Here is a 23,086-nt window from a genome sequence, read left to right as displayed (position 1 = left end):
CTCCTTGTCGTAGTAGAGCTCCTCGCGGGTCTCGACGGCGAACTCCAGGTTCGGGCCTTCCACGATGGCGTCCACCGGGCAGGCCTCCTGGCACAGGCCGCAGTAGATGCACTTGACCATGTCGATGTCGTAGCGGGTCGTCCGGCGCGAGCCGTCGGCGCGGGGCTCGGCCTCGATGGTGATCGCCTGGGCCGGGCACACCGCCTCGCAGAGCTTGCAGGCGATGCATCGCTCTTCCCCGTTGGGGTAGCGGCGCAGGGCGTGCTCGCCGCGGAACCGGGGGCTCTGCGGGTTGCGCTCGTGGGGGTACTGCACGGTCTTCTTGGGACGCACCATGTGCTTCATGGCGAGGCCGAAGGCCCCGGCGAAGTCGAGGAGCGCCGCCCCCTTCACCGCCTGTCCGATCCGATTGAGCATCTCAGTTCCTCTCGCAGGCGTAGTCTTCCAGGTACTGGGAGTCCCCGCCTCGCTTCAGCGTCAGTTTTCCCCCCTTCGCAGCGCAGTCGGCCTGCGCGCGCCGGAGGTCGTCGTAGGTGGCCACGCCACCGGCCGGCATGGCCGTGGCGCAGGCGGTCACGCCCAGCGCCAGCAGCGTAGCCAGCAGGGTCCTCATGCGCCGGCCGCGGGCCGGAGCACGAAGAGCGCCCAGCCGGAGATCGCGAAGATCGCGATCAGCGAGAACGGCAGGAACACCTTCCACCCCAGCCGCATCAGCTGGTCGTAGCGGTAGCGGGGCACGATCGCCTTCGCCATGGCCACGAGGAAGAAGAAGAAGATGACCTTCAGGAAGAACCACATGAAGCCGTAGAAGCTCTGCGCCGTCGCCGGCCACTCGTGGACGAACCCGAAGTCGATGGGCGCCTGCCACCCGCCGAAGAACAGGATGGTGGTCATGGCGCAGATCAGCACGATGTTGGCGTACTCGCCGATCTGGAACAGCAGGTAGGGCGTCGACGAGTATTCCACCGCATAGCCGGCCACGAGCTCGGACTCGGCCTCGGGCAGGTCGAAGGGCGGACGGTTGGTCTCGGCGAGGCCGGAGATGAAGAAGATCACCGACAGCGGGATCATGAAGATCAGCAGCGGCAGCTTGGCCAGGCCCCCCGGGCCGCCGAAGGCGTACCAGTTCCAGAAGCCGCCGGCCTGGCTGGCGACGATGCCCTGCAGGTTCATGGTGCCGGCCAGCACGATCACCGCGACGATGATGAAGCCGATGGAGACCTCGTAGGAGACCATCTGGGCGGCGGAGCGCAGCGAGCCCAGGAAGGGGTACTTCGAGTTGGACGCCCAGCCGCCCATGATGATCCCGTAGACGCCCAGCGAGCTGATGGCGAACAGGTAGAGGATGCCGACATTGATGTCGGACACCACCCAGCCGGGGGCCAGCGGGATCACCGCCCAGGCGGCGAAGCCCAGGGTGAAGGCGATCATCGGGGCCAGCAGGAAGACCGCCTTGTCGGCGCCGGCCGGGATAACGATCTCCTTCAGCAGGAACTTGCCGAAGTCGGCGAAGGACTGCAGCAGGCCGAACGGGCCGACCACGTTGGGCCCTTTGCGCATCTGCACGCCCGCCCAGATCTTGCGGTCGGCCAGCAGCAGGAAGGCCAGCGAGATCAGGATCCAGACCATCACGGCCAGGATCTGGCCAACCGTCAGCAGCGTCCAGCCGCCCGGCGTGGCCCAGAAGCTTTGGGTCGCAGGTTCCATGCCTACTCCGCGGCGATCTTGGCGGCGCCCGAAGCCAGGGCGGCGCACTCGGCCATCGTCACGCTGGCGCGGGCGATGGGGTTGGTGAGGTAGAAGCTCTTGATCGGGCTAGCGAACGGCGCGTCCGAGAGGTCGCCCGCTCCGCCGAGGCCGCTCAGGTCCACCGCCTTGGCGGCCTCAGGGCCGGCCACGTAGTCGATGCGGCCGAAGGTCGGGTGGTCGGCGAACAGCCGGGCGCGCAGCTGGTCGAGGCTGTCGTAGGGCAGCGTCTGGCCCATGCGCTCGGAGAGCGCGCGCAGGATCGCCCAGTCCTCCCGGGCGTCGCCCTTCGGGAACACGGCGCGGACGCCGAGCTGCACCCGGCCCTCGGTGTTGACGTAGAGGCCGTTCTTCTCGGTGTAGGCCGCGCCCGGCAGGATGACGTCGGCCCTGTGCGCGCCGGCGTCGCCATGGGTGCCCAGGTAGACGACGAAGGCGTCGGAGGCGGAAAGCTCGATCTCGTCGGCGCCCAGCAGGAAGAGCACGTCCGCGCCGCCCGGGGCGACCAGCTCGCGCGCGGTCTTGCCGCCGGGACCGGGGACGAAGCCCATGTCCAGGCCGCCGACCCGGCTGGCAGCGGTGTGCAGCACGTTCCAAGTGGCGCCGAAGCTCTTGGCCACGGCCGCCGCGGCCTTGAGCACCGCCGCGCCGTCGGCCCGGCTGAGCGCCCCGGCGCCGACCACGATGGCCGGGTTCTTGGCCTCCTTCAGCGCCTTGACGAAGTCGCTGCGCTGGCGGGCGAGGCCCGTGAGCGTCTGCGGCCCGGCGCCCAGGTAGTCGTAGGTGTAGGTGAGGTCGACGTTCTCGCCGATGACGCCGACGCGCAGGGCCCCGTTCAGCCAGCGCTTGCGCAGGCGGGCGTTGAACACCGGCGCCTCGAGGCGCGGGTTGGTCCCGACCAGCAGGACCACGTCGGCTTCTTCGATCCCGGCCAGGGTGGAGTTGAACAGCCAGCTCTCGCGCGGGCCGTCGCCCAGGGCCATGCCGTCCTGGCGGCAGTCGATGGACGGCACGCCCATGCCGCGGAACAGGTCGAGGGCCGCCTTCATGGACTCCGCGTCCTGCAGGTCGCCGGCGATCACGCCCACGCGGTCCGGACTGGCGGCCTTCAGGCGCGCGGCCACGACGTCCAGGGCCTCGTTCCAGCTGGCCACGCGCAGCTTCCCGTTCTCACGGACATAGGGCCGGTCGAGGCGCTGGCGGGCCAGGCCGTCGACGGCGTAGCGGGTCTTGTCGGAGATCCACTCCTCGTTGATGTCCTCGTTGACGCGCGGCAGCACGCGCAGCACGGCCGGACCGCGCGCATCGACGCGGATCGCCGCGCCGAGCGCGTCGTGGACGTCCACCGTCTCGGTCTTCTTCAGCTCCCAGGGCCGGTAGTTGAAGGCCCACGGCTTGTGGGTCAGCGCCCCCACCGGGCAGAGGTCGATGACGTTGGCCGACAGCTCGGACGAAACCGCCTTGTCGAGGTAGGTGACGATCTCGGCGTCCTCGCCGCGCGAGATCATGCCGATCTCGGGCACGCCGGCCACTTCGGTGATGAAGCGCACGCAGCGGGTGCACTGGATGCACCGGGTCATGACCGTCTTGATCAGCGGACCCATGTACTTCTCTTCAACCGCGCGCTTGTTCTCGGCGTAGCGGCTGTCGTCGCGGCCATAGCCCATGGCCTGGTCCTGAAGGTCGCACTCGCCGCCCTGGTCGCAGATCGGGCAGTCCAGCGGGTGGTTGATGAGCAGGAACTCCATCACCCCGTGGCGGGCCTTCTTCACCATCGGCGTGTCGGTGAAGATCTCCATGTTCTCGGCGGCGGGGAGCGCGCAGGAGGCCTGCGGCTTCGGCGGGCCGGGCTTCACCTCCACGAGGCACATCCGGCAGTTGCCGGCGATGGAGAGCCGCTCGTGGTAGCAGAAGCGCGGGATCTCCTTGCCCGCAAGCTCCGCCACCTGAAGCACGTTCATGCCGGGCTCGAACTCGACCTCGACCCCGTCGACCTTGGCGATAGGCATTCCGGACTACTCCGCCGCGATGGACGCGCCGGCGTAAGAGCCCTTGCGCGCGCGGTAGCTGTTGATCCGCTCCTCCACCTCGTGGCGGAAGTGGCGGAAGAGACCCTGGATCGGCCAGGCGGCGGCGTCGCCGAGGCCGCAGATGGTGTGGCCCTCGACCTGGCTGGCCACGTCGAGCAGCAGGTCGATCTCGGACATCTCGGCTTCGCCGGTGACCATCCGCTCCATGACCCGCCACATCCAGCCGGTGCCTTCACGGCACGGCGTGCACTGGCCGCAGCTCTCGTGCTTGTAGAAGTAGGCGGCTCGCGCGATCGCCTTCACCAGATCGGCGTCCTTGTCGAACACGATCATGGTGCCGGTGCCGAGGCCGGAGCCGCGGGCCTGCAGGTCCTCGTAGGTCATGACGGCGACCTCGGCCTCCTCGGCCGGGATCATCCGGACCGAGATCCCGCCGGGGATCACCGCCTTGAGGTTGCCCCAGCCGCCGCGAACGCCGCCCATGTGCTCCTCGATGAGCTGGCGCAGCGGGATGCCGACGGCGTCCTCGACAACGCAAGGCTTGTTGAGGTGTCCGGAGCCGGCGAACAGCTTGGTGCCGGTGGACTTCTCGGTCCCGAAGCCGGCGAACCACTCCGCGCCGCGGCGCAGGATCGTGCCGACGACCGAGATGGACTCGACGTTGTTGATGGTGGTCGGCGCGCCGTAGATGCCGGCGCCGGCCGGGAACGGAGGCTTCAGGCGCGGCTGGCCCTTCTTGCCCTCCAGGCTCTCCATCAGCGCGGTCTCGTCGCCGCAGATGTAGGCCCCGCCCCCGTGGGTGACGCGGACGTCACAGTCCCAGCCGTTGACGTTGTTCTTGCCGATCAGCCTGGCGTCGTAAGCCTGCTTGATCGCCGCCATGAGCCGCTCGCGCTCGAAGACGTATTCGCCGCGGATATAGATGTAGGCGGTGCGCGCGCGGATCGCGCGGCAGGCGATGAGGCAGCCCTCGATCAGCAGGTGCGGGTCGTTCCGCAGGATCTCACGGTCCTTGCAGGCGCCCGGCTCCGACTCGTCCGCGTTAACGACGAGGTAGTGGGGCCGCTCGCTTTCCTGCTTGGGCATGAAGGTCCACTTCAGCCCGGTCGGGAACCCGGCGCCGCCCCGGCCCCGCAGGCCCGAGGCCTTGATCTGGTCGCAGATCCACTCGGGCGTCTGGGCCAGGATGTCGGCCGTGCCGTTCCAGCAGCCGCGCTTCTTCGCGCCCTCGAGGCCCCAGTCGTGCAGGCCGTAGAGGTTGGTGAAGATGCGGTCCTTGTCCTGAAGCAGACCAGGCATCAGGCAGTTTCCTTGGCAGGCAGGTTCGGGATGGTGATCTTCTTGGCGCGGCTGCCGTCGTAGAGGCTCTCGTCGGTCAGCGTCAGCGGCCCGCCCTCCGGAGCCGCGCCCTGGCGGCCGATGACCGAGCCGGGCGCCGGCTTCTCGCCGGCGGCGAACTGGTCGAGCAGCTTCTCGAAGGAGGCCGCATCGAGGTCCTCGTAGTAGTAGTCGTTGATGGCGGCCATCGGGGCGTTGGCGCAGGCGCCCATGCACTCGACTTCCTGCCAGTAGAACTTGCCGTCGGCGGAGCGGTGGTCGTGCGGGCCGATCCGGCGCTTACAGACGTCCATCAGCTCGCCCGCGCCGCGCACCATGCAGGGCGTGGTGCCGCAGACCTGCACCAGCGCGTGGGTGCCGACCGGCTCCAGCATGAACATGGTGTAGAAGGTGGCGATCTCGAGCACGCGGATCACCGGCATGCCGAGCAGCTCGGAAACCACGCGGATCGCCGGTTCGGAGACCCAGCCCTCCTGCTTCTGAACGAGCCACAGGATCGGGATCACCGCCGACTGCTGCTTGCCGGGCGGATAGTTGGCCATCCAGTCCTGGGCCTGCTTCAGGAACTCGGGCCTGAAGGCGAAGCTGTCGGGCTGGTTGGGTGAAAGGCGACGGACGCTCACGCGGGCCTCACTTGCGGAAATCCACGCGGGCGATCTTGCCGCCGGCGATGGTGTAGATGGCGATGACCTGGAAGGCCTCGGTCACGCCGTCGCGATAGACCCGCTCGTGGTCGATCACGGTGTCGCCGACCACGATGCGGTTGGCGAGCTCGGCGCGGTTCTTCGGGAAGTCGGCGAACACCTGCGTGTACTTGGCGCGGTACGCCGCGATGCCGCGGATGGTGACGTCGCCGTTCAGGTCGGCGACCACCACGTCGTCCGCGAAGAAGGCGCAGTGGGCGTCCAGGTCCTGGGCGTTGTAGGCGTCGAGCTGCCCCTGGGCGAGCTCAGCCGGCTTCAGCGTCGCGGCCGCGGTCAACGGTCGATCTCCCCGAACACGATGTCGAGCGAGCCCAGGATGGCCGAGACGTCGGCCAGCATGTGGCCGCGGTTCATCCAGTCCATCGCCTGCAGGTGCGGGAAGCCCGGCGCGCGGATCTTGCAGCGGTAGGGCCGGTTGGTGCCGTCGCTGACCAGGTAGACGCCGAACTCGCCCTTTGGGGCCTCGACGCAGGCGTAGATCTCGCCGGCCGGCGGACGATAGCCCTCCGTGAACAGCTTGAAGTGGTGGATGAGCGCCTCCATCGAGCGCTTCATCTCGCCCCGCTTGGGCGGCGATACCTTGTTGTCCTGGCTGAGCGCAGGGCCGGGCGTCTTCATCAGACGCTCGCAGCACTGCTTCATGATCTTCACGGACTCCCGCATCTCCTGCATCCGGCAGAGGTAGCGGTCGTAGCAATCGCCGTTGATGCCGAGCGGGATCTCGAAGTCGAGCTCGTTGTAGCACTCGTAGGGCTGGCTGCGGCGCAGGTCCCACGGAATGCCCGAGCCACGGACCATCACGCCGGAGAAGCCCCAGGCGATGGCCTCGTCCTTGGTGACCACGCCGATGTCGACATTGCGCTGCTTGAAGATGCGGTTGTCGGTGATCAGGCCTTCGATGTCGTCGAGCACCCGCGGGAACTCGTCGCACCAGTCGGAGATGTCCTGCACCAGCTCGGGCGGGAGGTCCTGGCGCACGCCGCCGACGCGGAAGTAGTTGGCGTGCAGGCGCGCGCCGGACGCGCGCTCGTAGAACACCATCAGCTTCTCACGCTCTTCGAAGCCCCACAGCGGCGGGGTGAGCGCGCCCACGTCCATGGCCTGGGTCGTGACGTTGAGCAGGTGGTTCTTGATCCGGCCGATCTCGGAGTAGAGCACGCGGATCAGCTGGCCGCGGATCGGCACCTCGACGTCCATGAACTTCTCGAGGGCGAGCACATAGGCGTGCTCCTGGTTCATCGGCGCAACGTAGTCCAGGCGATCGAAGTAGGGGATCGTCTGGGCGTAGGGCCTGGCCTCCATCAGCTTCTCGGTGCCGCGGTGCAGCAGGCCGATGTGCGGGTCGACCCGCTCCACCACCTCGCCATCCAGCTCCAGCACCAGGCGCAGCACGCCGTGCGCCGCCGGGTGCTGCGGGCCGAAGTTGATGTTGAACTTGCGGACCGGGGTCTCGGGGGTGTGGCCGACCTCGGCGTGGATCGCCTCGGCGGGCGCGTTGCTGCCGGTCATCTTACTTCGCGTCCCGTTGCTGGGAGTCGGACTTCTCGTCGCCGGGTAGAGGGGCGTAGCCCTTCTCCATGCCTTCCCACGGCGATAGGAAGTCCCAGTTGCGCCACTCCACGGCCTTTACAGGCTCATAGACCACGCGCTTCAGCTCGTCGTCGTAGCGGACCTCGACGTAGCCGGTCATCGGGAAATCCTTCCGCAGCGGGTGGCCGTGGAAGCCGTAGTCGGTGAGGATCCGGCGCAGGTCCGGGTGCCCGTCGAAGAAGATGCCGTACATGTCGAACGCCTCGCGCTCGTACCAGTCGGCGTTCGGGAAGACCTCCACGGCCGACGGCACGGCGGTGTCCTCATCCGCCTGCACCTTGATCCGGATGCGGCGGTTCTTGGTCATCGACAGCAGGTGGTAGACGACATCGAAGCGCCGCTCGCGTTCCGGGTAGTCGACCCCGGCGATGTCGATCAGCTGGTGGAAGCCGTGCTGGTCGCGCAGCAGCTTCAGGGCGTGCACGATCTGCGGCGCCTGGGCGGTGAGCTGCAGGTCGCCGTAGGCCACGTGGAAGCCGGTGAAGACCCCTGCCCCGTTGGCGACGAGCTCCTGGCCGAAAGCCTCCAGCTCCTGGGTGGTCGCGGGCCAGCTCATCGGACGATGGTCCCCGTGCGACGGATCTTCTTCTGCAGCTGCAGCACGCCGTAGACGAGGGCTTCGGCCGTGGGCGGGCAGCCGGGCACATAGACGTCGACCGGGACGATCCGGTCGCAGCCGCGCACGGTGGAATAGCTGAAGTAGTAGTAGCCGCCGCCGTTGGCGCACGAGCCCATGGAGATGACGTACCGCGGCTCCGGCATCTGGTCGTAGACCTTGCGAAGGGCGGGAGCCATCTTGTTCACCAGGGTGCCGGCGACGATCATCACGTCCGACTGGCGCGGGCTGGCGCGCGGCGCGAAGCCGTAGCGCTCGAGGTCGTAGCGCGGCATGGACGCCTGCATCATCTCGACCGCGCAACACGCCAGGCCGAACGTCATCCACATGAGCGAGCCGGTGCGCGCCCAGGTGATCAGGTCGTCCAGGCCCGCCGTGACGAAGCCCTTGTCGGCCAGCTGTTCGGAGACGCCGTCGAAGAACGGGTCGTGCTTCTGCGGGTCGTAGCCCTCGACTGTGGTGCGGCCAGCCTCGCCCGCAGGAATGAGAGAGGCGCGGTCGCCCGCGCCGGGGGGGACGATTACTCCCATTCCAGGGCTCCCTTCTTCCATTCGTAGATGAAGCCCACCGTCAGCACGCCCAGGAAGGTCATCATCGACCAGAAGGCGAACTGGGCCACGTCGGCCGGCAGCTTCATGAGGGACACCGCCCATGGGAACAGGAAGGCCACTTCCAGGTCGAAGATGATGAACAGGATCGACACCAGATAGAACCGGACGTCGAACTTCATCCGCGCATCGTCGAAGGCGTTAAACCCGCACTCGTACGACGACAGCTTTTCGGGGTCGGGAGCCTTGGGCGCGAGCAGCCAGGCGCCCACCAGGAAGACGAGACCCAGCGCCGCCGCGATCCCCAGGAAGATCACGATGGGTAGGTACTGCAGAAGGAACGCGTTCATGGAGTCCTCGGGGGAGTCGCGCGCCCTTCTAGACCACCCCTTCTGCGGTTTCAAACAAGGCTTTGTGCGCCGCCGAAACGGCGCGCGGAAAGGTCGTGACTCGGCCCATTTTGGGCCCGCCCGAACTCTCCCGTTGACACGATTCCCGACCACACCTATCAGACGCGCCTCGCCGGGCCGGAACGGTCCAGATGCGGGTGTAGCTCAGTTGGTTAGAGCGCCGGCCTGTCACGCCGGAGGTCGCGGGTTCGAGCCCCGTCACTCGCGCCACTTCTCTCCTTGAGGTGGCTCGGGCGATCTTTCCTCCCCAGTCCGAGCAGTAAGCGCCTTGGCGCCCGTCCTAGATGGACGCGAGCGCAGCCTTCACCTCGTCGATCACCGAGCGCCAGTCGCCGGGGGCGGGCTGACGAAACAGGCGTGCGTCGGGATACCAGAGGCCGGCGTCCCAAACCCAGTCCAGTCGGTGGGCGGAAAGCAGCACGAAACAGCGCTTGCCCATGGCCGCGGCAAGGTGCGCCACCGAGGTGTCCACCGAGACCACGACGTCCAGCCCGGCGATGATCTCGGCGGTGTCGAGGAAATCCCGCGCCCCCGTCGCCTCCGGCGCAAGATGGATCGCCCCGGGCAGCGCCAGGAGTTCATCGGCGTACTCCGCCGGAAGTGCGCGGTAGGCCTGGTTCGGATTGGCGGGGTTGCCGCTGGCCATCACGCCGATCCTGCCCCCCGCTTGGCGCGGCGCGGCGGCCAGATAGGGCGGCCGGGGCACATCGCGGGCCGTGACTCCGAGCCGGCCCGGAATGGAGGTGGCGGCGACCCAGAAGTCGAAGCCGTCCAGGCTGGCGCCCTCTGTGGTGGCGCGATAATCCACCCCGAGCGTCCGGAAGAGCCGCTCGAGGTCCGGGTCTCCGATGTAGGTGACCGCGCCGCCTAGACGCGGCAGGAAGCGGCTGAACAGGATCTCGTCCCCGAACCCCTGCTCCCGCCACACCGCCAGTCGCTTGCCGGCCAGGTCTTCGCCGCGCCACTCGGGCGTACGCAGCCGCTGGCGCACGACACGAAGCCGGTTCTCGCGCTCGTCGTAGAGCGGCCAGGCCTCCTCGAGCCGGCCTTGCGCAAGCAGAACCACCCCAAGCGCCATCTTCACCTGGGCTCCGTACCCGAGGGCGAGGCGGTAGAGCCGCTCGGCAGCCTCGAACCGCCGTTCGCGCCAGGCGTCATAGGCCAGGCGGCGGAGACGCTCGGCGGCTTCTCGCGCGTCGGTCACCACAGGCTGTGTGCTCATGGCGGCTGGTTAGCACAGCCGCGACACCTGTCGTAGGCGCGGCGGCGCTAGGTGGGCGGCGGCCCTGCGCGGCAGGCGACCCGCTCGCCGGAGGCTGTCTCCTCCCCCTCCCGCACCGGGGCGATGGTCCCCGCCTCGAAGCCCTTGGTCCACCACTCGAGGCCGTCGCCGACGTACCGCGCTCCGCTGCCGGAGAGCGCCGTCCGCATCCGGTGTGTCCGGTTCTTGTACGTGACGAGCGCCAGATCGCCCGCGTAACCGACCTCGACCGTCTCCCCGTTCTCGCAGTGGAGCACCGCGGCCGGCTGGTGCGGGTGGCCGACGCTGGCGCAGCCGCCAAGCGCGACGCCGGCGCAGGCGGCGCCCAGGACGGCCGCCAGCCTCAAGCCACCGCCTCCGGCTGCCGCTCCAGGACATAGTCATCGGGGTTCGGCCCCAGGGTGGCGCGCCAGTAGTCGATCAGCCCGAAGGGCCAGTTCTGGCTGACCCGCCCGAACTCGTTCTTGTACCAGCTGGACACGTGCGGAGAGCCCCAGGCCCAGCCCTGGTTGGCCTCGTCCACACGGCGGTTGAAGTCGTCGTGGACCTCCTTCTTCACGTCGAGGGCGCGGGCCCCCGTTTCGGCCATCAGCCTCAGGCACCCGACGACGTAGCGGACGGCGCATTCGGAGAAGAAGATGATCGAGCCGTTCACGACGATGTTGGTGTTCGGCCCGTAGAGGATGAAGAAGTTCGGGAAGCCGGGCGTGGTGATGCCGAGGTAGGCGCGAGCGTCCCCGCCCCAGGCCTCGTGCAGGTCGCGCCCGCCCCTGCCCTTCACCTTCAGGAAGGAGAGGAAGTTTGAGGCCTGGAAGCCGGTGCCGTAGATCAGCACGTCGGCCTGGTGCTCGGCGCCGTCGGCGGTGACCACGCCGTTGGGCGTGACCCGGGCGATGCGGTCGGTGACCAGTTCGACGTTCGGCCGCTTGAGGGCCGCCAGCCACACGCCGTTGTCCAGGACCGCGCGCTTGCCGCCTACCGGGTATTGCGGGATCACCTTGTCGACCAGGTCGGGACGGTCCTGCACCTGGGCCGCGAGGGCCTGGGCGGCCATTTCGCGCAGCATGGCGTTCTCCGGCCCGACGGCCCCTGGGCCGCCGTTCCAGCTCGGGTCCGCCTTGACCATGGGCAGGAAGCCCTCGGTGGTCATCCAGAACAGCCAGAAGCGGTACCACTTGTCATAATAGGGCACGTGCTCCAGCAGCCACTTCATGCCCTCGGGGACGTCCTCGTGATAGTGCGGGACGGGCAGACCCCAAGGCGGCGTGCGCTGGAACACCGTCAGCTGGGCCACCTCCGGTGCGATCTCCGGGACGAACTGGTAGGCCGAGGCGCCCGTGCCGATCACGGCCACGCGCTTGCCCTTCAGCTCCACGTCGTGGCGCCATTCGGCCGAGTGGAAAGCGGGCCCCGTGAAGCTCTCCAGCCCGTCGATGTCGGGGTAGCGGGGGCGGTTCAGCTGCCCGACCGCACTGACCACGGCGTTGGCCTCAATCGTTTCGCGCCGGCCGTCCTTGCCGAGGAGCTCGGCGCGCCAGACGGCGCGGCCCTCGTCCCAGGTGACGCTCTCCACAAGGGTCTCGAAGCGGATGTGGCGGCGCAGGTCGTACTTGTCGGCGATGCCCCGGAAGTAGCTCAGCAGCACAGGCTGGGTGGAGAAGTGCTGCGGCCACAGGTGGTTCGGCTCGAAGGAGTAGCTGTACATGTGGTTCGAGTTGTCGACGCGACAGCCCGGGTAGGTGTTCTCGAACCAGGTGCCGCCCACATCGGGGTTCTTGTCCACGATCTCGAAGGGCACGCCGGCCTGGGACAGCCGGATGCCGGTGAGAAGGCCGGACATGCCGGCGCCTATGACCAGCACCTTCAGCCGCCGCGCGGCTTCTCTCAGGCGAGGCTGCTCGAACTGAGGATCCTTGGTGCTCTTGCCCGAGATGGCGAGCTCGTCCTGGAGGAAGTCGGCATAGCCTTCAGGGATCGGCGCGCCCGCCACGAAGTCCATCATCCGGCGCAGCAGCGGCGCATCCGGCTGCGGGAGGCGGACCTCAGGGTCTTGCAGGTGACGCTCGATCGCCGCCCGGGCGTGCTCGCGGATCTTCGCCTGCTCCGCGTCGGGTATTCCGGAGTCGTTCCGGGCCAGAGGCGTATAGGTCGGCGTCCATTCCGGCTTCAGCCAGGCCGGATCGCCGGTCACCTGGACCAGGGCCGCGAGCAGCGCGGGCAGGTGCGCATCCTGCAGCGCCTGCTCGAGCAGGGAAGCCTCCGCCATCGTCGTTTCTCCCAGGCTTTATCGTTGTTTGTCCGCAGCATGACTCCCGCCCGGCGGCGAAGGAAGGGCGCCGTGACGTCAGGCCACGTGGCCCCGCCGTCATTGCCGCGTTAACCTCGCGCCCCTAAGGATGAGGGCCATGGGCGTGCGAACGATCCTCCTGGCGGGCCTTGCGGCCGGCGTTTTCAGCGCGGGCGGCGCAGCGGCCCAGATGCGTGACAGCGTGGTGACCAACGGATCGATCACCGTGGTCGACCCGGCCCAGGTCCGCCATGACAGCGACCTGACCGTTGGACCGGTTTCGCGGCCCCAGAGCGGGGCAAGGACCGCCAATGCGCAGGCCGGCAGCTACACTCTCACGGGCATGGCCGGCGAGGCGTTCAGCATCTCGACGCCGGAGACGGTGACCCTCACCCGCGACGGCGGGACGGAGGAGATCAAGCTGAAGCTGACGCCGACGCAGAAGGTGGGCGCCTTCACCGGACAGGCGGGCCATGCGGTCACCGCCAAGGTGGGCGTCAACGGAAGCGTGCCGGTGCCCAGCAACGCCGCGACCGGGGTCTACAAGGGCCAATACGACGTCACCGTCGCCTACCAATAGGCCTCAGCGCCGCTGAGCGTCGGCGATCTTCGCGCGCACCTGCGGCGGCAGGACCAGGCCGGAGGCCGCGGCGTTCTCCTGAAGGTGGGCGAGGCGCGTGGTGCCGATGACCGCGCAGGCCACGTCGGGGTTCTCCAGCACGTAGGACAAGGCCGCCTGCGAGCCGGTGACGCCCTCCAGGCGGTGCAGGAAGGCGAAGCGCGCGCCACGCCGCACCTCGCCGCGATGCCGCATGAGGCCGCGGGCGGCGTACCAGAGATCCTGGGGGCCGCGGATCCTGGCCACCTTCAATCCCGTATGGCCCATGGCCAGCGCCATGCCGGCGAGTACGCCCTTCCCCGCCGCCGCGGCCCGGGCGATCAGCGGCTCTCGCTCCGGGCGCAGGACATTGTAGTCGATCATCACGACATCGAAGCTGGGCAGGCCGATCGCCTGCTCGATCACGGCGGGATCGAAGCTGTTGACCCCCAGCGCGCGGACGAGGCCGCGGGCGCGCAGGCCCTCCAGCGCGGCAAGCAGCTCGTCCGTCAGCTCGGCCGCCGCGGGGCCGTGGAGCTGAAGCAACGGCAGCGTCTCGAGGCCCAGGTTGCGCAGCGACCGTTCGGCGCTGGCGACGATCGCGCCGGGGCTGAAGTCCCGCGCGATGCGGCCGCCGCCGGCGTGGAAGGTGCCGGCCTTGGTGGCGATGACCAGGCCGGACGTGTCGCGGCCCTGCAGGGCTCGGCCGAGCCTCGGCTCCGCCTCGCCCGCGGAATAGCTGGCGCCCGTGTCGAAGAAGGTCACGCCCAGGTCGAGGGCGGCGTGGACGAGGCCCAGCGCCTGCCGCTCCGGGAAGCGCGGCTTGCCCCACCAGCTGGCGCAGCCATAGCCGATCTCGGAGACGACGAGGCCGGTGCGGCCGAGCGGGCGGTAGAGCATGGCTAGCGGAGCGCCTCGACCTCGCGGGCCACGATGGCCAAAACAGCCTTCCACGCTTCGGATGTCGGGACCACGACGTCGAAATGGCCGGCTTCCGGCAGGCTGACGGCCTCGGCATGGTCGCCAGCCGCCCGCGCCTTGCGCGCGTACTCGAGACCGGTGAAGGGCGGCATGACGTGGTCGAAGGTCCCGTGCACCATGACGGTGCGGGCGCCGCTCGGCAGGAGTGCGGCCGGCGAGGTGTCGGCGAGGCGCTGCGGGTCGCCCAGCAACTGCGGGAAGGTGTCCGCGCCACAGGCGCGGGAGAAGACATCCCCCTGCCCCTCGATGTCGCCGATGCCGGCCAGGCTGATCACTGCGCCGATGCGCAGCGGGTCGGGGCGGTAGAGCGGGCTGTCGGCCGGCAGGCGGTGGCGGGCGGCCGCCCAGAGCGCCAGATGGCCGCCGGCCGAGTGGCCGAGCGCCACGACCCGGCGCGGGTCGAGATCATGGCGGGCGGCCTCGGCGCGGATGCGGTCCACGGCGGCGGCGACATCCTGGAAGGTCCCGGGATAGCCCGAGCCCGCCTCGCCCAGGCGGCGGTACTCCACGTTCCAGACAGCGAAGCCGCGGCGGGCCAGGTCGGCGGCGATCGCGCTGGTCTGCGGCAGCCCGTCGAATCGCTGCTGGTAACAGCCGCCGTGGAGCAGGACGACGACCGGATGCGGCCCCTTCCCCTCCGGTTTGAAGACTTCGACGACCTGCGACGGCGCCCCGCCGTAGCGGATGACCGCGTCGGGCTGCACGCGCGGCTGGTCCATGTAGGCGGCCAGCGGCAGCGGCTCGGCCTCAGCCATGCCCGCGCCCAGCATCACCGCGCCCAGCGCCAGCCATCGCAGTGGTCTCCTTCTTGAGCCGGTCACCATAACCTCTTGTTCGCGAACGCGTGGCCGGAGCCAGACTTGAGATACCGCTCGAACTCTTCCGCCTGTAGTCGATGGGAAAAGGCCAAGTAGGTGACAAGGCCCCAGGTCCGGAACTTCGATGTATGCGGCGACTCGCCCGCATTGTGCGCCTTCAGGCGGGCCGGGAGGTCGGACGTGACCCCAACGTACCGTTGTCGGGGGTCGGCGCGGCTTCGGAGCAGATAGACGTAATGCAGCCCGCCCTCCTTCGCTGAAGCTTCGGAGGGCATCCTGCTTCGCGCTCTCGGGCCGGGACAAGTCCTGCGAAGCGCATGAGCGCGAAGCAGGATGGTAGGCGGCGAGGGATTCGAACCCCCGACCCCCTCGGTGTAAACGAGGTGCTCTAACCAGCTGAGCTAGCCGCCCATGGCCAGGGGTTCTAGCCGAAGTCGTGTCGCCGCGCCTAGGCGTGGGCGACCGGGCCCTTGACGTTCTCATGGCTGAGCAGGCGGGCGAAGAAGCGGCCGACGATCAGGAAGACCACGGCCGCGCCCGCGGCGATCGCCGCGTGCATGCCCCAGAACTGGGCGGCCGGCATCTTCTCGAGCAGTGTGCCGAGGATTCCGACCGTCTGGTTCCCCGCCACCAGGTGCAGGTAGTAGAGGCCGATGACAAAGCCGGTGATGGCGACCGGCGCGGCGCGGGCGTAGAGAGCCAGCGACACGGGCAGCATGTTCGCGAACGCGATGCTGTTCAGGACGTGGAAGGCCACGCACCACCAGATGCTGACCTGGGTCCCGGTCGCGGCGGCCGAGGCGGCGCCGGCGGCGAGGCAGAGCGCCCCGAGCACCGAGATGAAGGCGCCGATCGTCAGCTTGCCGATCTCGTCCGGTTCCTTGAAGCGGCGCGCCCAGACCCGCCAGAAGACGACCATGATGGCCAGGAAGGACACCGACACCACGCTGTCCAGGGTGACCAGCCAGGTGGTGGGCACCTTCTCGCCGAAGAAGGTCAGGTCGACGCTCGTGTCGGCCCAGACCAGGTAGGCGTTGAAGATCTGCTGGTTGACCAGCACCGAGGCGGTCAGCACCGGCAGGAGGAGGATCAGCAGGCCGACGGTCCGCCACTCGTGCGGCTGCATCCTGGGACGCTCGGCCTTTGCCCTGGGGCCTAGGGGCGGGTCCGGCGGCAGGTGCTTGCGGCCGGTCAGGTAGATGACCAGGGCGATCAGCATGCCGACCCCCGCGGCGCCGAAGCCATAATGCCAGCCGACCTTCTCGCCCAGCGTGCCGGCGATGAGCGGCGCGGCGATGACGCCGGCGTTGATCCCTAGGTAGAAGATCTGAAAGGCGTCGGCGCGGCGCAGGTCGCCCTCGGCATAGAGCGAGCCGACCTGGCCCGCGATATTGCCCTTGAAGCAGCCGGTGCCGAGCACAAGGCAAAGCAGCGCCAGCAGGAACGAGACGTCGAAGGCCATCAGGAAGTGGCCGGCCGCCATCAGCAGGGCGCCAATGACGATGGTGCGCGTGCGCCCGAGCAGGCGGTCGGCCAGCAAGCCCCCGAAGATCGGGGTGAAGTAGACGAGGCTGGTGTAGAGCCCGAAGATGGTCGAGGCGACCTGCTGGGTCGAGGCGTCGCCGGGCAGCCCATAAAGATGGCCGAGGAAGGCGCGGAAGCCCTCGAACCCGGCGATCCGATCGACGTTGGGCGACAGCAGCAGGGTCTTGGTCATGTAGAGGACCAGGAGCGACTGCATGCCGTAGTAGCTGAACCGCTCCCAGGCTTCTGAGAACGAGAGGAAGCCCAGCGCCTTGGGATGACCCAGGAAGGCGCGGTCGCCGTCCTTCGCGGCCGCAGCGGTCGTCGACGTCATCGGATTCTCCCCAACCCGGCGGGACCTTAGACGCGGAACCCGCCCGGAAGGAAGGCGGCGGCCAGCACCCACAGACCGATGACGCCGAAGATCACCGCCGCCACGATACGCACCAGCCTGAGCGGAACGACCTTGGTCGCGGCCTCCCCCAGAAGGACCGCAGGGATGTTGGCCAGCATCATGCCCAGCGTGGTGCCGACGGTGACGAAGGTGAGGTTCTCGAAGCGGGCGGCGAGCAGCGAGGTGGCGATCTGCGTCTTGTCGCCGATCTCCACGAGAAAGAACGCCACCAGCGTGGTGAGGAAGACGCCGCCCACCGACTTGGTCGCGGCGTCCTCGTCCTCTTTGTCGGGGATCAGCGCCCACCCGGCCATGGCGATGAACGCGACGCCCACCAGAGCCTGGAACATCCAGCCCTCCAGCCACCGCGCGACGAGGACGCCGAGCGCGGCTGCGGCGGCGTGGTTCAGCAGGGTGGCGACCAGGATGCCCAGGATGATCGGCAGGGGCCGGCGGAAGCGGGCGGCGAGAACCATGGCCAGGAGCTGGGTCTTGTCGCCGATCTCGGCGACGGCGACCACGCCCGTGGAGATGAAGAGCGGCTCGAACACAACGAACTCCGGGGGCCTGGCGGACGCACGACGACGCAGCGCCCGGCCGGCCTCCCTCGCCTGGCGCGCGTCGTCGGTCTCGCCAATCCGGACCTCAGTGGTCCGCCGCCTGCGCCATGCCCTCAGGCAAGTGTGTTGACGCGGGCTCCGCTCAAGCGAACGGCTACTCCCCGAAGAGGCGGTCGTGATAGGCCGCAGGGGCGCGGCTGGCAATGGGCGAGACGGCCGTCCCCAGCGGCCGCATCGCCGCAGGTGTCAGCCGTTCAGCACGCCCTTCAGGCCGTCCCCGACCCGGAACCGGCAGGTGGTCTGCGCCGGGCGGCGCACCGCCTCGCCGGTCTTGGGATTGCGGGCCAGGCCTGCGGCGCGCTTGACCGGCACGAAGCTGCCGAAGCCGACAAGCCGCACTTCCTGACCGGCGCGCAGGGAGTGGGAGACCGACGCGATGAAGGCGTCCAGCGCCTCCCGGGCCTGAGCCTTGTTGAGGCCGGCCTTGTCCGCGATCGCCGAGACGAGCTCCGCCTTGGTCATCTCCGTCACTCCCATCATCGTTGTTGTGCTTGTTGGCGGCGCACGGGGGCTCACAGCTGCAGGCTCGCCCCCCGGCGCCCGAGCCAGGATCAAAGCTCCTTCAAGCTTGGCCGTCAAACGAACGCGGCGCGGGATCCCTCCCGCGCCGCGCCGCTGTCACAACTTGTGATCGGAGATCAGTGGGTGACCATGCTCTCCACGTCGGCGTCGTCCACGGGGGCGACCGGCGGCGCGTCAGCCTCCGACCACTCAATGGGGGTCGGCTGACGGGTCAGGGCATGGCTGAGCACCTCGTCCATGGTGGAGACGGGGATGATCTCCAGCTCCTTCTTCACGTTCTCGGGGATGTCCGCGAGATCCTTCTCGTTCTCGGTCGGGATCAGCACGGTCTTCACGCCGGAGCGCAGGGCCGCGAGCAGCTTCTCCTTGAGGCCGCCGATGGCCGTCACCCGGCCGCGTAGGGTGACCTCGCCGGTCATGGCGATCTCCTTACGGATCGGGATGCCGGTCAGCACCGAAACGATGGCCGTGGCCATGGCGGCGCCGGCCGAGGGGCCGTCCTTCGGGGTCGCGCCGTCCGGCACGTGGATGTGCACGTCGGTGCGCTCGAAGCGCGGCGGCTCGATGCCGAAGCGGGTCGCCCGGCTGCGGACATAGCTGTTCGCCGCCTGGATCGACTCCTTCATCACGTCCTTCAGGTTGCCCGTGATGGACATGCGGCCCTTGCCCGGCATCTTGACAGCTTCGATGGTCAGGATGTCGCCGCCGAACTCGGTGTAGGCCAGGCCCGTGATGATGCCGACCTGGTCCTCCGCGTCGGTCTCGCCGTAGCGGTACTTGCGGACGCCCGCGTACTTGGCCAGCCGCTCGTCGTCGATGGTGATCGAGGCGACGTTCTCACGGCTCAGGTCGCGGACCGTCTTGCGGGCCAGGTTGCCAAGTTCGCGTTCCAGGCTGCGGACCCCCGCCTCCCGCGTGTAGTAGCGGATGAGGTCGCGGATCACCGTCTCGGGGACGATGAACTCCTCGGGCTTCAGGCCGTGGTCCTTGGCCAGCTTCGGCAGGACGTGGCGCTTGGCGATCTCCACCTTCTCGTCCTCAGTGTAGCCGGGGATGCGGATGATCTCCATGCGGTCCAGCAGAGGCTGGGGCATGTTGAGGCTGTTGGCGGTGGTGACGAACATCACCGGCGACAGGTCGTAGTCCACCTCCAGGTAGTGATCGGCGAAGGTGGAGTTCTGCGACGGGTCCAGGACCTCGAGCAGGGCCGACGACGGGTCGCCGCGCCAGTCCGAGCCCATCTTGTCGATCTCGTCGAGCAGGAAGAAGGCGTTGGTGGTCTTCGCCTTCTTCATCGACTGGATCACCTTGCCGGGCATGGAGCCGATGTAGGTCCGCCGGTGGCCGCGGATCTCGGCCTCGTCACGGACGCCGCCCAGGGCGACGCGCACGAACTCACGGCCGGTGGCCTTGGCGATCGACTTGCCGAGCGAGGTCTTGCCGACCCCAGGCGGGCCGACGAGGCACAGGATCGGGCCCTTGAGGGCGCCCACGCGGGATTGCACCGCCAGGTACTCAAGGATCCGTTCCTTGACCTTGTCGAGGCCGTAGTGATCCTCGTTGAGGATGTCCTCGGCGCGCTGGAGGTCGATCGGCTTCTGCTTGGACTTGCCCCACGGGATCGACAGCAGCCAGTCCAGATAGTTCCGGACGACCGTCGACTCCGCCGACATCGGGCTCATGTTCTTCAGCTTCTTCAGCTCGGCCTCGGCCTTGGTCCGGGCTTCCTTGGAGAGCTTGGTCTTCTTGATGCGCTTCTCGAGCTCGATCAGCTCGTCGCGCTGGTCGTCCTGCTCGCCCAGCTCGCGCTGGATCGCCTTCATCTGCTCGTTGAGGTAGTACTCGCGCTGCGTCTTCTCCATCTGACGCTTCACGCGATTGCGGATCTTCTTCTCCGTCTGCATCACGGAGATCTCGCCCTCCATCAGGGCGTAGACCTTCTCCAGACGCTTCACGACGTTGAAGACCTCGAGCAGCTGCTGCTTCTCGGCGATCTTGACCGACAGGTGGCTGGCGATGCGGTCGGCCAGCTCGCCCGGATTGTCGATCTGCGGGATCGCCGCCAGGGCCTCCGGCGGGACCTTCTTGTTCAGTTTGACGTAGTTCTCGAACTGCTCGACGACCGCGCGGCTCAGCGCCTCAGCCTCCGAGGTGCCGGCGCCGTCCTCCTGGACGAAGGCGATCTCGGCCTCGAAGTAGTCGGTCTGGCTGGTGAACTTGGTGATGCCAGCGCGCGCGCGGCCTTCCACCAGCACCTTCACGGTGCCGTCGGGCAGCTTCAGCAGTTGCAGGACGGTGGCGACCACGCCGACGTCGTAGATGGCGCCCGGCGCCGGATCGTCGTCGTCCTTGTCCTTCTGGGTGGCGAGCAGGATCTGCTTGCCCTCGTTGCGCATCGCCTCTTCGAGCGCGCGCACGGACTTCTCCCGACCCACGAAAAGCGGCACCGGCTGGTGTGGGAAGACCACGATGTCCCGCAGCGGCAGGATCGGAAGGATCTTAATCTCGGACATGATGCTTCAACTCCTGGCCTGCCGGTTTGGCGCCGGCAGAGCGCGTCAGGTCGCGGTCACTCAGACGATGCGTCTGAGTCGGACGACCCGTCCGCCGTACCCCGGCGGCTTGTTACGGATTTATGTGGAGCGTTTGGGGCCCCGTGCAAGCGGAGCAAGGTCGTTGCGCGACACTCGGCCTCATCACCGTCCACAGGTTAGGTTGACCGGGGAAAGCGACGCCGTCCGCGCAAGGCCGTGCCCTGCTGAACAGTGTTCAGATAGGGATCGGCGCCGGCGTCATCAAGCCGGCGCCCGGCTGGTCTTGCGGCCTGTGTCCAGCTTGGCGCGCACCTCGCGCCGGGCGATCGCCGGAAGCTCCGCGTCATAGGCCTGGAGCCAGGCCGCCACCGCCTCGGGGTGGTGTGTGACCAGCGAGCGGAGCAGCCAGGAAACCGCCTTGGTGATCAGAATGTCGCGTTCGCGCTGCAGGATCTCCAGATTGGCGAAGGCCAGGTCCTTCAGTCGCGGGTCCGGCGAGCGCCGGACGGGCGCGGTGAGCAGCACCAGGGCGGCGCGGCGGCGGCTGATAGTCGCATCGCCGGCGAGCCGTGCGATCATCGGCCGCCAGGCCGGCCAATCGGCAAGCAGCTGTTCGGCAGGGAACAAGCCCTGGCAGAGGTGGTCGACCTCGGCCCAGCCGACGAGGTCGGCGAGCCAGCGGTGAACGTCCTGCGGCCGCACGGCGAGGCGCGCGGCGCGGTGCTGAGAGAGGATCAGCGGAGCGAGGGTCTTCTCGTCGTAGGTCTCGCCGGCGAACAGGCTTTCCACCACGGGAAGAACTTCCGCGGCGGGCGCGCCCTTGCGGGCGGATGCCCAGGCCCGCGCCAGCGCGCGCTTCTCCGGCACGGAGACGCCGAGCAGAGGGTGGCTCCCCTGCCCCAGGTAGTTGGCGGGCGGACCGCGGTCGGGCGGCGGCGAAAGCGCTTCGAGCTCGGCGCGCAGGCGGGCGTGCTCGGGGTGCATCAGGCCGCCAGCGCCTCCTCCACGAAGTCGAGGCGATCCTGGCCGAAGAACAGCTCGCCCTCGACGAAGAAGGTGGGGGCGCCGAACATGCCCCGCTCGACGGCGGCCTCGGTGTCGGCCTTGAGGCGGTCCTTCACCGTGTCGTCCTGCTGGAAGCCGAGGAATTCATCGGGGGACACCCCGGCGCGGGCGAGGACCGGGCCCATCTCGGCCGGGTCGCCCAGGTTGCGCGGCTCGGCCCACATGGCGTCGAACACCGCCTCCACATAGGCCGCAAAGCGCGGGTCGTCCTTGAGGCCCGCGGCGCCCCGCATCAGGTGCAGGGTGTTGATCGGGAAGTGCGGGTTGCGGTTGAACGCCGTGCCGCGTCGCTCGGCCCAGCGGGCGAGGTCGGCGTTCATCCAGCGACCCTTGGCGGGCACCGTGGCCGGCGAGGCGTTTCCGGTGGCCTTGAACACGCCGCCCAGCAGGACGGGAACGTAGACGATCTTGGCCCCGGTGCGCGCCGCTATACCCGGCAGCGCCTTGTAGGCGAGGTAGCTGGCGGGGCTGCCAAAATCGAACAGGAACTCCAGCGTCTTTGCCATCAGAAGGCCTCCGTCCAGGGGCGCAGGTCGAGCTCGTGGGTCCAGGCGTCCCGGGGCTGGGCGTGCAGCATCCAGTAGGCCTCGGCGATGTGCTCGGGATTGAGGATGCCGTCATGTTCCTTCGCCGCATAGCGGTCGGGGAAGTTCTCGGCGATCCAGGCGGTGTCGATGGCGCCATCGATGATGGTGTGGGCCACGTGGATCCCCTTGGGCCCGAGCTCGCGGGCCATGCTCTGGGCGAGCGCGCGCAACGCGTGCTTGGCCCCGGCGAAGGCGGCGAAGCCGTCGCGGCCGCGCACGCTGGCCGTGGCGCCGGTGAAGAGGATGGTGCCGCGACCGCGGGGCGTCATCCGCCTGGCCGCCTCGCGGCCGGCCAGGAAGCCCGAGAAGGCGGCCATCTCCCAGACCTTGAAGTAGACCCGCGAGGTGGTCTCCGCGATCGGGAAGCGGACGTTCGCGCCGATGTTGAAGACGCAGACGTCGACGGGCGCGATCTCGGCCTCCACCCGATCGAACAGGCCGACCATCTGGTCCTCCTGGCGGGCGTCCACGCCGAACGGGTGGGCCTCGCCGCCGGTGTGCCGGATCGCCTGGGCCAGCGGCTCCAGCTGGTCGGCGTGGCGGCGAACGATCACCGCCGCATAGCCTTCGCGCGCGAAGCGGCGGGCGATGGCCCCGCCCAGCGCGTCCCCCGCCCCGATCACGACCGCCGCCTTTTCCGCCATGGGTCCGCTCCTGTTGGTGGATACAGTGTAAGCGGAAACGGCTCGTGGCGGTCGCGGCAGAAATTCTGCGCGCGGGAAGAGGTGGGAGGGAACCACAGGCCCACACGGACCCACACGGAGGGCCTGCGCTGGTCGAGCTGGGCCGGGCGGTGGACCAAGTTCGGGCGCTCTGGGCGCGCAGGCGAGCTGAGGCGCGGCTTCTCGGAAGGCCCGCCATCTGTGTGGGTCTGTGTGGGTCTGTGGTTCTTCGCGTCACAGCGCGGTTGCTG

The 23,086-nt window shown here is 68.7% G+C and carries 25 protein-coding genes and 2 tRNA genes; 2 read left to right on the top strand and 25 right to left on the bottom strand.

The annotated features are described in order from the left end of the window. From nuoI to VIL67_RS06530, 11 genes are all read right to left on the bottom strand, one after another. Positions 1 to 417 (bottom strand): NADH-quinone oxidoreductase subunit NuoI (gene nuoI / locus VIL67_RS06580; RefSeq protein WP_332048074.1); only part of this gene is annotated, 417 nt, incomplete at its 3' end. Between the two features lies 1 nt (position 418). Beyond that, positions 419 to 613, bottom strand: a complete 195-nt coding sequence (locus VIL67_RS06575; protein WP_332048073.1) for a hypothetical protein — start codon at positions 611 to 613, stop codon at positions 419 to 421. Next, a complete protein-coding gene (nuoH, locus tag VIL67_RS06570) occupies positions 610 to 1,707 on the bottom strand; it encodes an NADH-quinone oxidoreductase subunit NuoH (protein ID WP_332048072.1) in 1,098 nt (365 codons plus the stop codon). Before nuoH ends, VIL67_RS06575 begins: the two co-directional genes overlap by 4 nt. 2 nt (positions 1,708 to 1,709) lie before the next feature. Next, positions 1,710 to 3,755 carry an NADH-quinone oxidoreductase subunit NuoG gene (gene nuoG, locus VIL67_RS06565; protein WP_332048071.1) on the bottom strand — a complete coding sequence of 682 codons (2,046 nt, stop codon included), beginning with the start codon at positions 3,753 to 3,755 and terminating at the stop codon, positions 1,710 to 1,712. Positions 3,756 to 3,761: 6 nt separating this feature from the next. Then, on the bottom strand, positions 3,762 to 5,075 hold the full coding sequence (nuoF, locus tag VIL67_RS06560; RefSeq protein ID WP_332048070.1) for an NADH-quinone oxidoreductase subunit NuoF: 1,314 nt from the start codon (positions 5,073 to 5,075) through the stop codon (positions 3,762 to 3,764). Further along, positions 5,075 to 5,737: an NADH-quinone oxidoreductase subunit NuoE gene (gene nuoE / locus VIL67_RS06555; protein ID WP_332048069.1), complete on the bottom strand. Its 663-nt coding sequence runs from the start codon at positions 5,735 to 5,737 to the stop codon at positions 5,075 to 5,077. Before nuoE ends, nuoF begins: the two co-directional genes overlap by 1 nt. Before the next feature lie 7 nt (positions 5,738 to 5,744). Beyond that, complete coding sequence (locus VIL67_RS06550; RefSeq protein WP_332048068.1) at positions 5,745 to 6,095, bottom strand: nuclear transport factor 2 family protein; 351 nt, start codon at positions 6,093 to 6,095, stop codon at positions 5,745 to 5,747. Continuing rightward, a complete protein-coding gene (locus tag VIL67_RS06545; protein WP_332048067.1) occupies positions 6,092 to 7,327 on the bottom strand; it encodes an NADH-quinone oxidoreductase subunit D in 1,236 nt (411 codons plus the stop codon). The genes VIL67_RS06550 and VIL67_RS06545 overlap by 4 nt, the downstream gene beginning before the upstream one ends. A gap of 1 nt (position 7,328) precedes the next feature. Next, positions 7,329 to 7,964, bottom strand: coding sequence for an NADH-quinone oxidoreductase subunit C (locus VIL67_RS06540; RefSeq protein ID WP_332048066.1), 636 nt, complete (start codon positions 7,962 to 7,964; stop codon positions 7,329 to 7,331). Beyond that, a complete protein-coding gene (locus tag VIL67_RS06535; RefSeq protein ID WP_332048065.1) occupies positions 7,961 to 8,575 on the bottom strand; it encodes a NuoB/complex I 20 kDa subunit family protein in 615 nt (204 codons plus the stop codon). Before VIL67_RS06535 ends, VIL67_RS06540 begins: the two co-directional genes overlap by 4 nt. Next, positions 8,545 to 8,922 (bottom strand): NADH-quinone oxidoreductase subunit A, encoded by a 378-nt coding sequence (locus VIL67_RS06530; protein ID WP_332048064.1) that lies wholly within the window; start codon positions 8,920 to 8,922, stop codon positions 8,545 to 8,547. Before VIL67_RS06530 ends, VIL67_RS06535 begins: the two co-directional genes overlap by 31 nt. A gap of 193 nt (positions 8,923 to 9,115) precedes the next feature. Here VIL67_RS06530 and VIL67_RS06525 point away from each other — a divergent pair. Next, positions 9,116 to 9,192: transfer RNA gene (locus VIL67_RS06525), tRNA-Asp, on the top strand. A gap of 70 nt (positions 9,193 to 9,262) precedes the next feature. On the opposite strand, the gene VIL67_RS06520 is transcribed toward VIL67_RS06525, so the two are convergent. The 3 genes from VIL67_RS06520 to VIL67_RS06510 are packed head-to-tail and all read right to left on the bottom strand — an operon-like array spanning position 9,263 to position 12,509. After that, positions 9,263 to 10,204, bottom strand: a complete 942-nt coding sequence (locus VIL67_RS06520; protein ID WP_332048063.1) for a glycosyltransferase family 9 protein — start codon at positions 10,202 to 10,204, stop codon at positions 9,263 to 9,265. Positions 10,205 to 10,251: 47 nt separating this feature from the next. Continuing rightward, positions 10,252 to 10,590, bottom strand: coding sequence for an MliC family protein (locus VIL67_RS06515; RefSeq protein ID WP_332048062.1), 339 nt, complete (start codon positions 10,588 to 10,590; stop codon positions 10,252 to 10,254). Further along, a complete protein-coding gene (locus tag VIL67_RS06510; RefSeq protein WP_332048061.1) occupies positions 10,587 to 12,509 on the bottom strand; it encodes an NAD(P)/FAD-dependent oxidoreductase in 1,923 nt (640 codons plus the stop codon). The genes VIL67_RS06515 and VIL67_RS06510 overlap by 4 nt, the downstream gene beginning before the upstream one ends. 139 nt (positions 12,510 to 12,648) lie before the next feature. Between VIL67_RS06510 and VIL67_RS06505 the strand changes: the two genes are divergently transcribed. Continuing rightward, positions 12,649 to 13,110, top strand: coding sequence for a DUF4402 domain-containing protein (locus VIL67_RS06505; RefSeq protein WP_332048060.1), 462 nt, complete (start codon positions 12,649 to 12,651; stop codon positions 13,108 to 13,110). Between the two features lie 3 nt (positions 13,111 to 13,113). Here VIL67_RS06505 and VIL67_RS06500 read toward each other — a convergent pair whose 3' ends face one another. The 11 genes from VIL67_RS06500 to VIL67_RS06455 all read right to left on the bottom strand — a co-directional run bounded on the left by VIL67_RS06500 (position 13,114) and on the right by VIL67_RS06455 (position 22,817). Then, a complete protein-coding gene (locus VIL67_RS06500) occupies positions 13,114 to 14,028 on the bottom strand; it encodes an aldo/keto reductase (RefSeq protein ID WP_332048059.1) in 915 nt (304 codons plus the stop codon). A gap of 2 nt (positions 14,029 to 14,030) precedes the next feature. Next, on the bottom strand, positions 14,031 to 14,930 hold the full coding sequence (locus tag VIL67_RS06495; protein WP_332048058.1) for an alpha/beta hydrolase: 900 nt from the start codon (positions 14,928 to 14,930) through the stop codon (positions 14,031 to 14,033). After that, positions 14,927 to 15,202, bottom strand: a complete 276-nt coding sequence (locus VIL67_RS19625) for a GIY-YIG nuclease family protein (protein WP_414696189.1) — start codon at positions 15,200 to 15,202, stop codon at positions 14,927 to 14,929. Before VIL67_RS19625 ends, VIL67_RS06495 begins: the two co-directional genes overlap by 4 nt. A gap of 59 nt (positions 15,203 to 15,261) precedes the next feature. Continuing rightward, a tRNA-Val gene (locus VIL67_RS06490) sits at positions 15,262 to 15,338 on the bottom strand. A 37-nt stretch (positions 15,339 to 15,375) separates the two neighbouring features. Further along, positions 15,376 to 16,785 (bottom strand): peptide MFS transporter, encoded by a 1,410-nt coding sequence (locus tag VIL67_RS06485; protein WP_332048057.1) that lies wholly within the window; start codon positions 16,783 to 16,785, stop codon positions 15,376 to 15,378. A gap of 26 nt (positions 16,786 to 16,811) precedes the next feature. Next, positions 16,812 to 17,396, bottom strand: coding sequence for a TMEM165/GDT1 family protein (locus tag VIL67_RS06480; RefSeq protein WP_332048056.1), 585 nt, complete (start codon positions 17,394 to 17,396; stop codon positions 16,812 to 16,814). Between the two features lie 255 nt (positions 17,397 to 17,651). Beyond that, entirely contained in the window at positions 17,652 to 17,927 is a 276-nt protein-coding gene (locus VIL67_RS06475) for an HU family DNA-binding protein (protein ID WP_332048055.1), read from the bottom strand. A gap of 176 nt (positions 17,928 to 18,103) precedes the next feature. After that, entirely contained in the window at positions 18,104 to 20,500 is a 2,397-nt protein-coding gene (lon, locus tag VIL67_RS06470) for an endopeptidase La (protein ID WP_332048054.1), read from the bottom strand. A gap of 282 nt (positions 20,501 to 20,782) precedes the next feature. Then, positions 20,783 to 21,505 (bottom strand): DNA alkylation repair protein, encoded by a 723-nt coding sequence (locus VIL67_RS06465; RefSeq protein WP_332048053.1) that lies wholly within the window; start codon positions 21,503 to 21,505, stop codon positions 20,783 to 20,785. Then, on the bottom strand, positions 21,505 to 22,092 hold the full coding sequence (locus VIL67_RS06460) for a 2-hydroxychromene-2-carboxylate isomerase (RefSeq protein ID WP_332048052.1): 588 nt from the start codon (positions 22,090 to 22,092) through the stop codon (positions 21,505 to 21,507). The genes VIL67_RS06465 and VIL67_RS06460 overlap by 1 nt, the downstream gene beginning before the upstream one ends. Beyond that, positions 22,092 to 22,817: an SDR family oxidoreductase gene (locus tag VIL67_RS06455; protein ID WP_332048051.1), complete on the bottom strand. Its 726-nt coding sequence runs from the start codon at positions 22,815 to 22,817 to the stop codon at positions 22,092 to 22,094. The genes VIL67_RS06460 and VIL67_RS06455 overlap by 1 nt, the downstream gene beginning before the upstream one ends. Between the last annotated feature and the right edge of the window lie 269 nt (positions 22,818 to 23,086).

The organism is Phenylobacterium sp. (assembly GCF_036563385.1).
Taxonomy (GTDB): Bacteria; Pseudomonadota; Alphaproteobacteria; order Caulobacterales; family Caulobacteraceae; genus Phenylobacterium.
Note: the sequence above shows the minus strand (reverse complement) of the source record. Positions and strands in the feature narration are given on the sequence as shown.

Bases quoted from the DNA above. Each gene is read 5' to 3' on its own strand.
- VIL67_RS06575 (WP_332048073.1), bottom strand. From the start codon at position 613: ATGAGGACCCTGCTGGCTACGCTGCTGGCGCTGGGCGTGACCGCCTGC.
- nuoH (WP_332048072.1), bottom strand. From the start codon at position 1,707: ATGGAACCTGCGACCCAAAGCTTCTGGGCCACGCCGGGCGGCTGGACG.
- nuoG (WP_332048071.1), bottom strand. From the start codon at position 3,755: ATGCCTATCGCCAAGGTCGACGGGGTCGAGGTCGAGTTCGAGCCCGGC.
- nuoF (WP_332048070.1), bottom strand. From the start codon at position 5,075: ATGCCTGGTCTGCTTCAGGACAAGGACCGCATCTTCACCAACCTCTAC.
- VIL67_RS06545 (WP_332048067.1), bottom strand. From the start codon at position 7,327: ATGACCGGCAGCAACGCGCCCGCCGAGGCGATCCACGCCGAGGTCGGC.
- VIL67_RS06540 (WP_332048066.1), bottom strand. From the start codon at position 7,964: ATGAGCTGGCCCGCGACCACCCAGGAGCTGGAGGCTTTCGGCCAGGAG.
- VIL67_RS06535 (WP_332048065.1), bottom strand. From the start codon at position 8,575: ATGGAAGAAGGGAGCCCTGGAATGGGAGTAATCGTCCCCCCCGGCGCG.
- VIL67_RS06530 (WP_332048064.1), bottom strand. From the start codon at position 8,922: ATGAACGCGTTCCTTCTGCAGTACCTACCCATCGTGATCTTCCTGGGG.
- VIL67_RS06520 (WP_332048063.1), bottom strand. From the start codon at position 10,204: ATGAGCACACAGCCTGTGGTGACCGACGCGCGAGAAGCCGCCGAGCGT.
- VIL67_RS06510 (WP_332048061.1), bottom strand. From the start codon at position 12,509: ATGGCGGAGGCTTCCCTGCTCGAGCAGGCGCTGCAGGATGCGCACCTG.
- VIL67_RS06505 (WP_332048060.1), top strand. From the start codon at position 12,649: ATGGGCGTGCGAACGATCCTCCTGGCGGGCCTTGCGGCCGGCGTTTTC.
- VIL67_RS06500 (WP_332048059.1), bottom strand. From the start codon at position 14,028: ATGCTCTACCGCCCGCTCGGCCGCACCGGCCTCGTCGTCTCCGAGATC.
- VIL67_RS19625 (WP_414696189.1), bottom strand. From the start codon at position 15,202: ATGCCCTCCGAAGCTTCAGCGAAGGAGGGCGGGCTGCATTACGTCTAT.
- VIL67_RS06485 (WP_332048057.1), bottom strand. From the start codon at position 16,785: ATGACGTCGACGACCGCTGCGGCCGCGAAGGACGGCGACCGCGCCTTC.
- VIL67_RS06475 (WP_332048055.1), bottom strand. From the start codon at position 17,927: ATGACCAAGGCGGAGCTCGTCTCGGCGATCGCGGACAAGGCCGGCCTC.
- lon (WP_332048054.1), bottom strand. From the start codon at position 20,500: ATGTCCGAGATTAAGATCCTTCCGATCCTGCCGCTGCGGGACATCGTG.
- VIL67_RS06465 (WP_332048053.1), bottom strand. From the start codon at position 21,505: ATGCACCCCGAGCACGCCCGCCTGCGCGCCGAGCTCGAAGCGCTTTCG.
- VIL67_RS06460 (WP_332048052.1), bottom strand. From the start codon at position 22,092: ATGGCAAAGACGCTGGAGTTCCTGTTCGATTTTGGCAGCCCCGCCAGC.
- VIL67_RS06455 (WP_332048051.1), bottom strand. From the start codon at position 22,817: ATGGCGGAAAAGGCGGCGGTCGTGATCGGGGCGGGGGACGCGCTGGGC.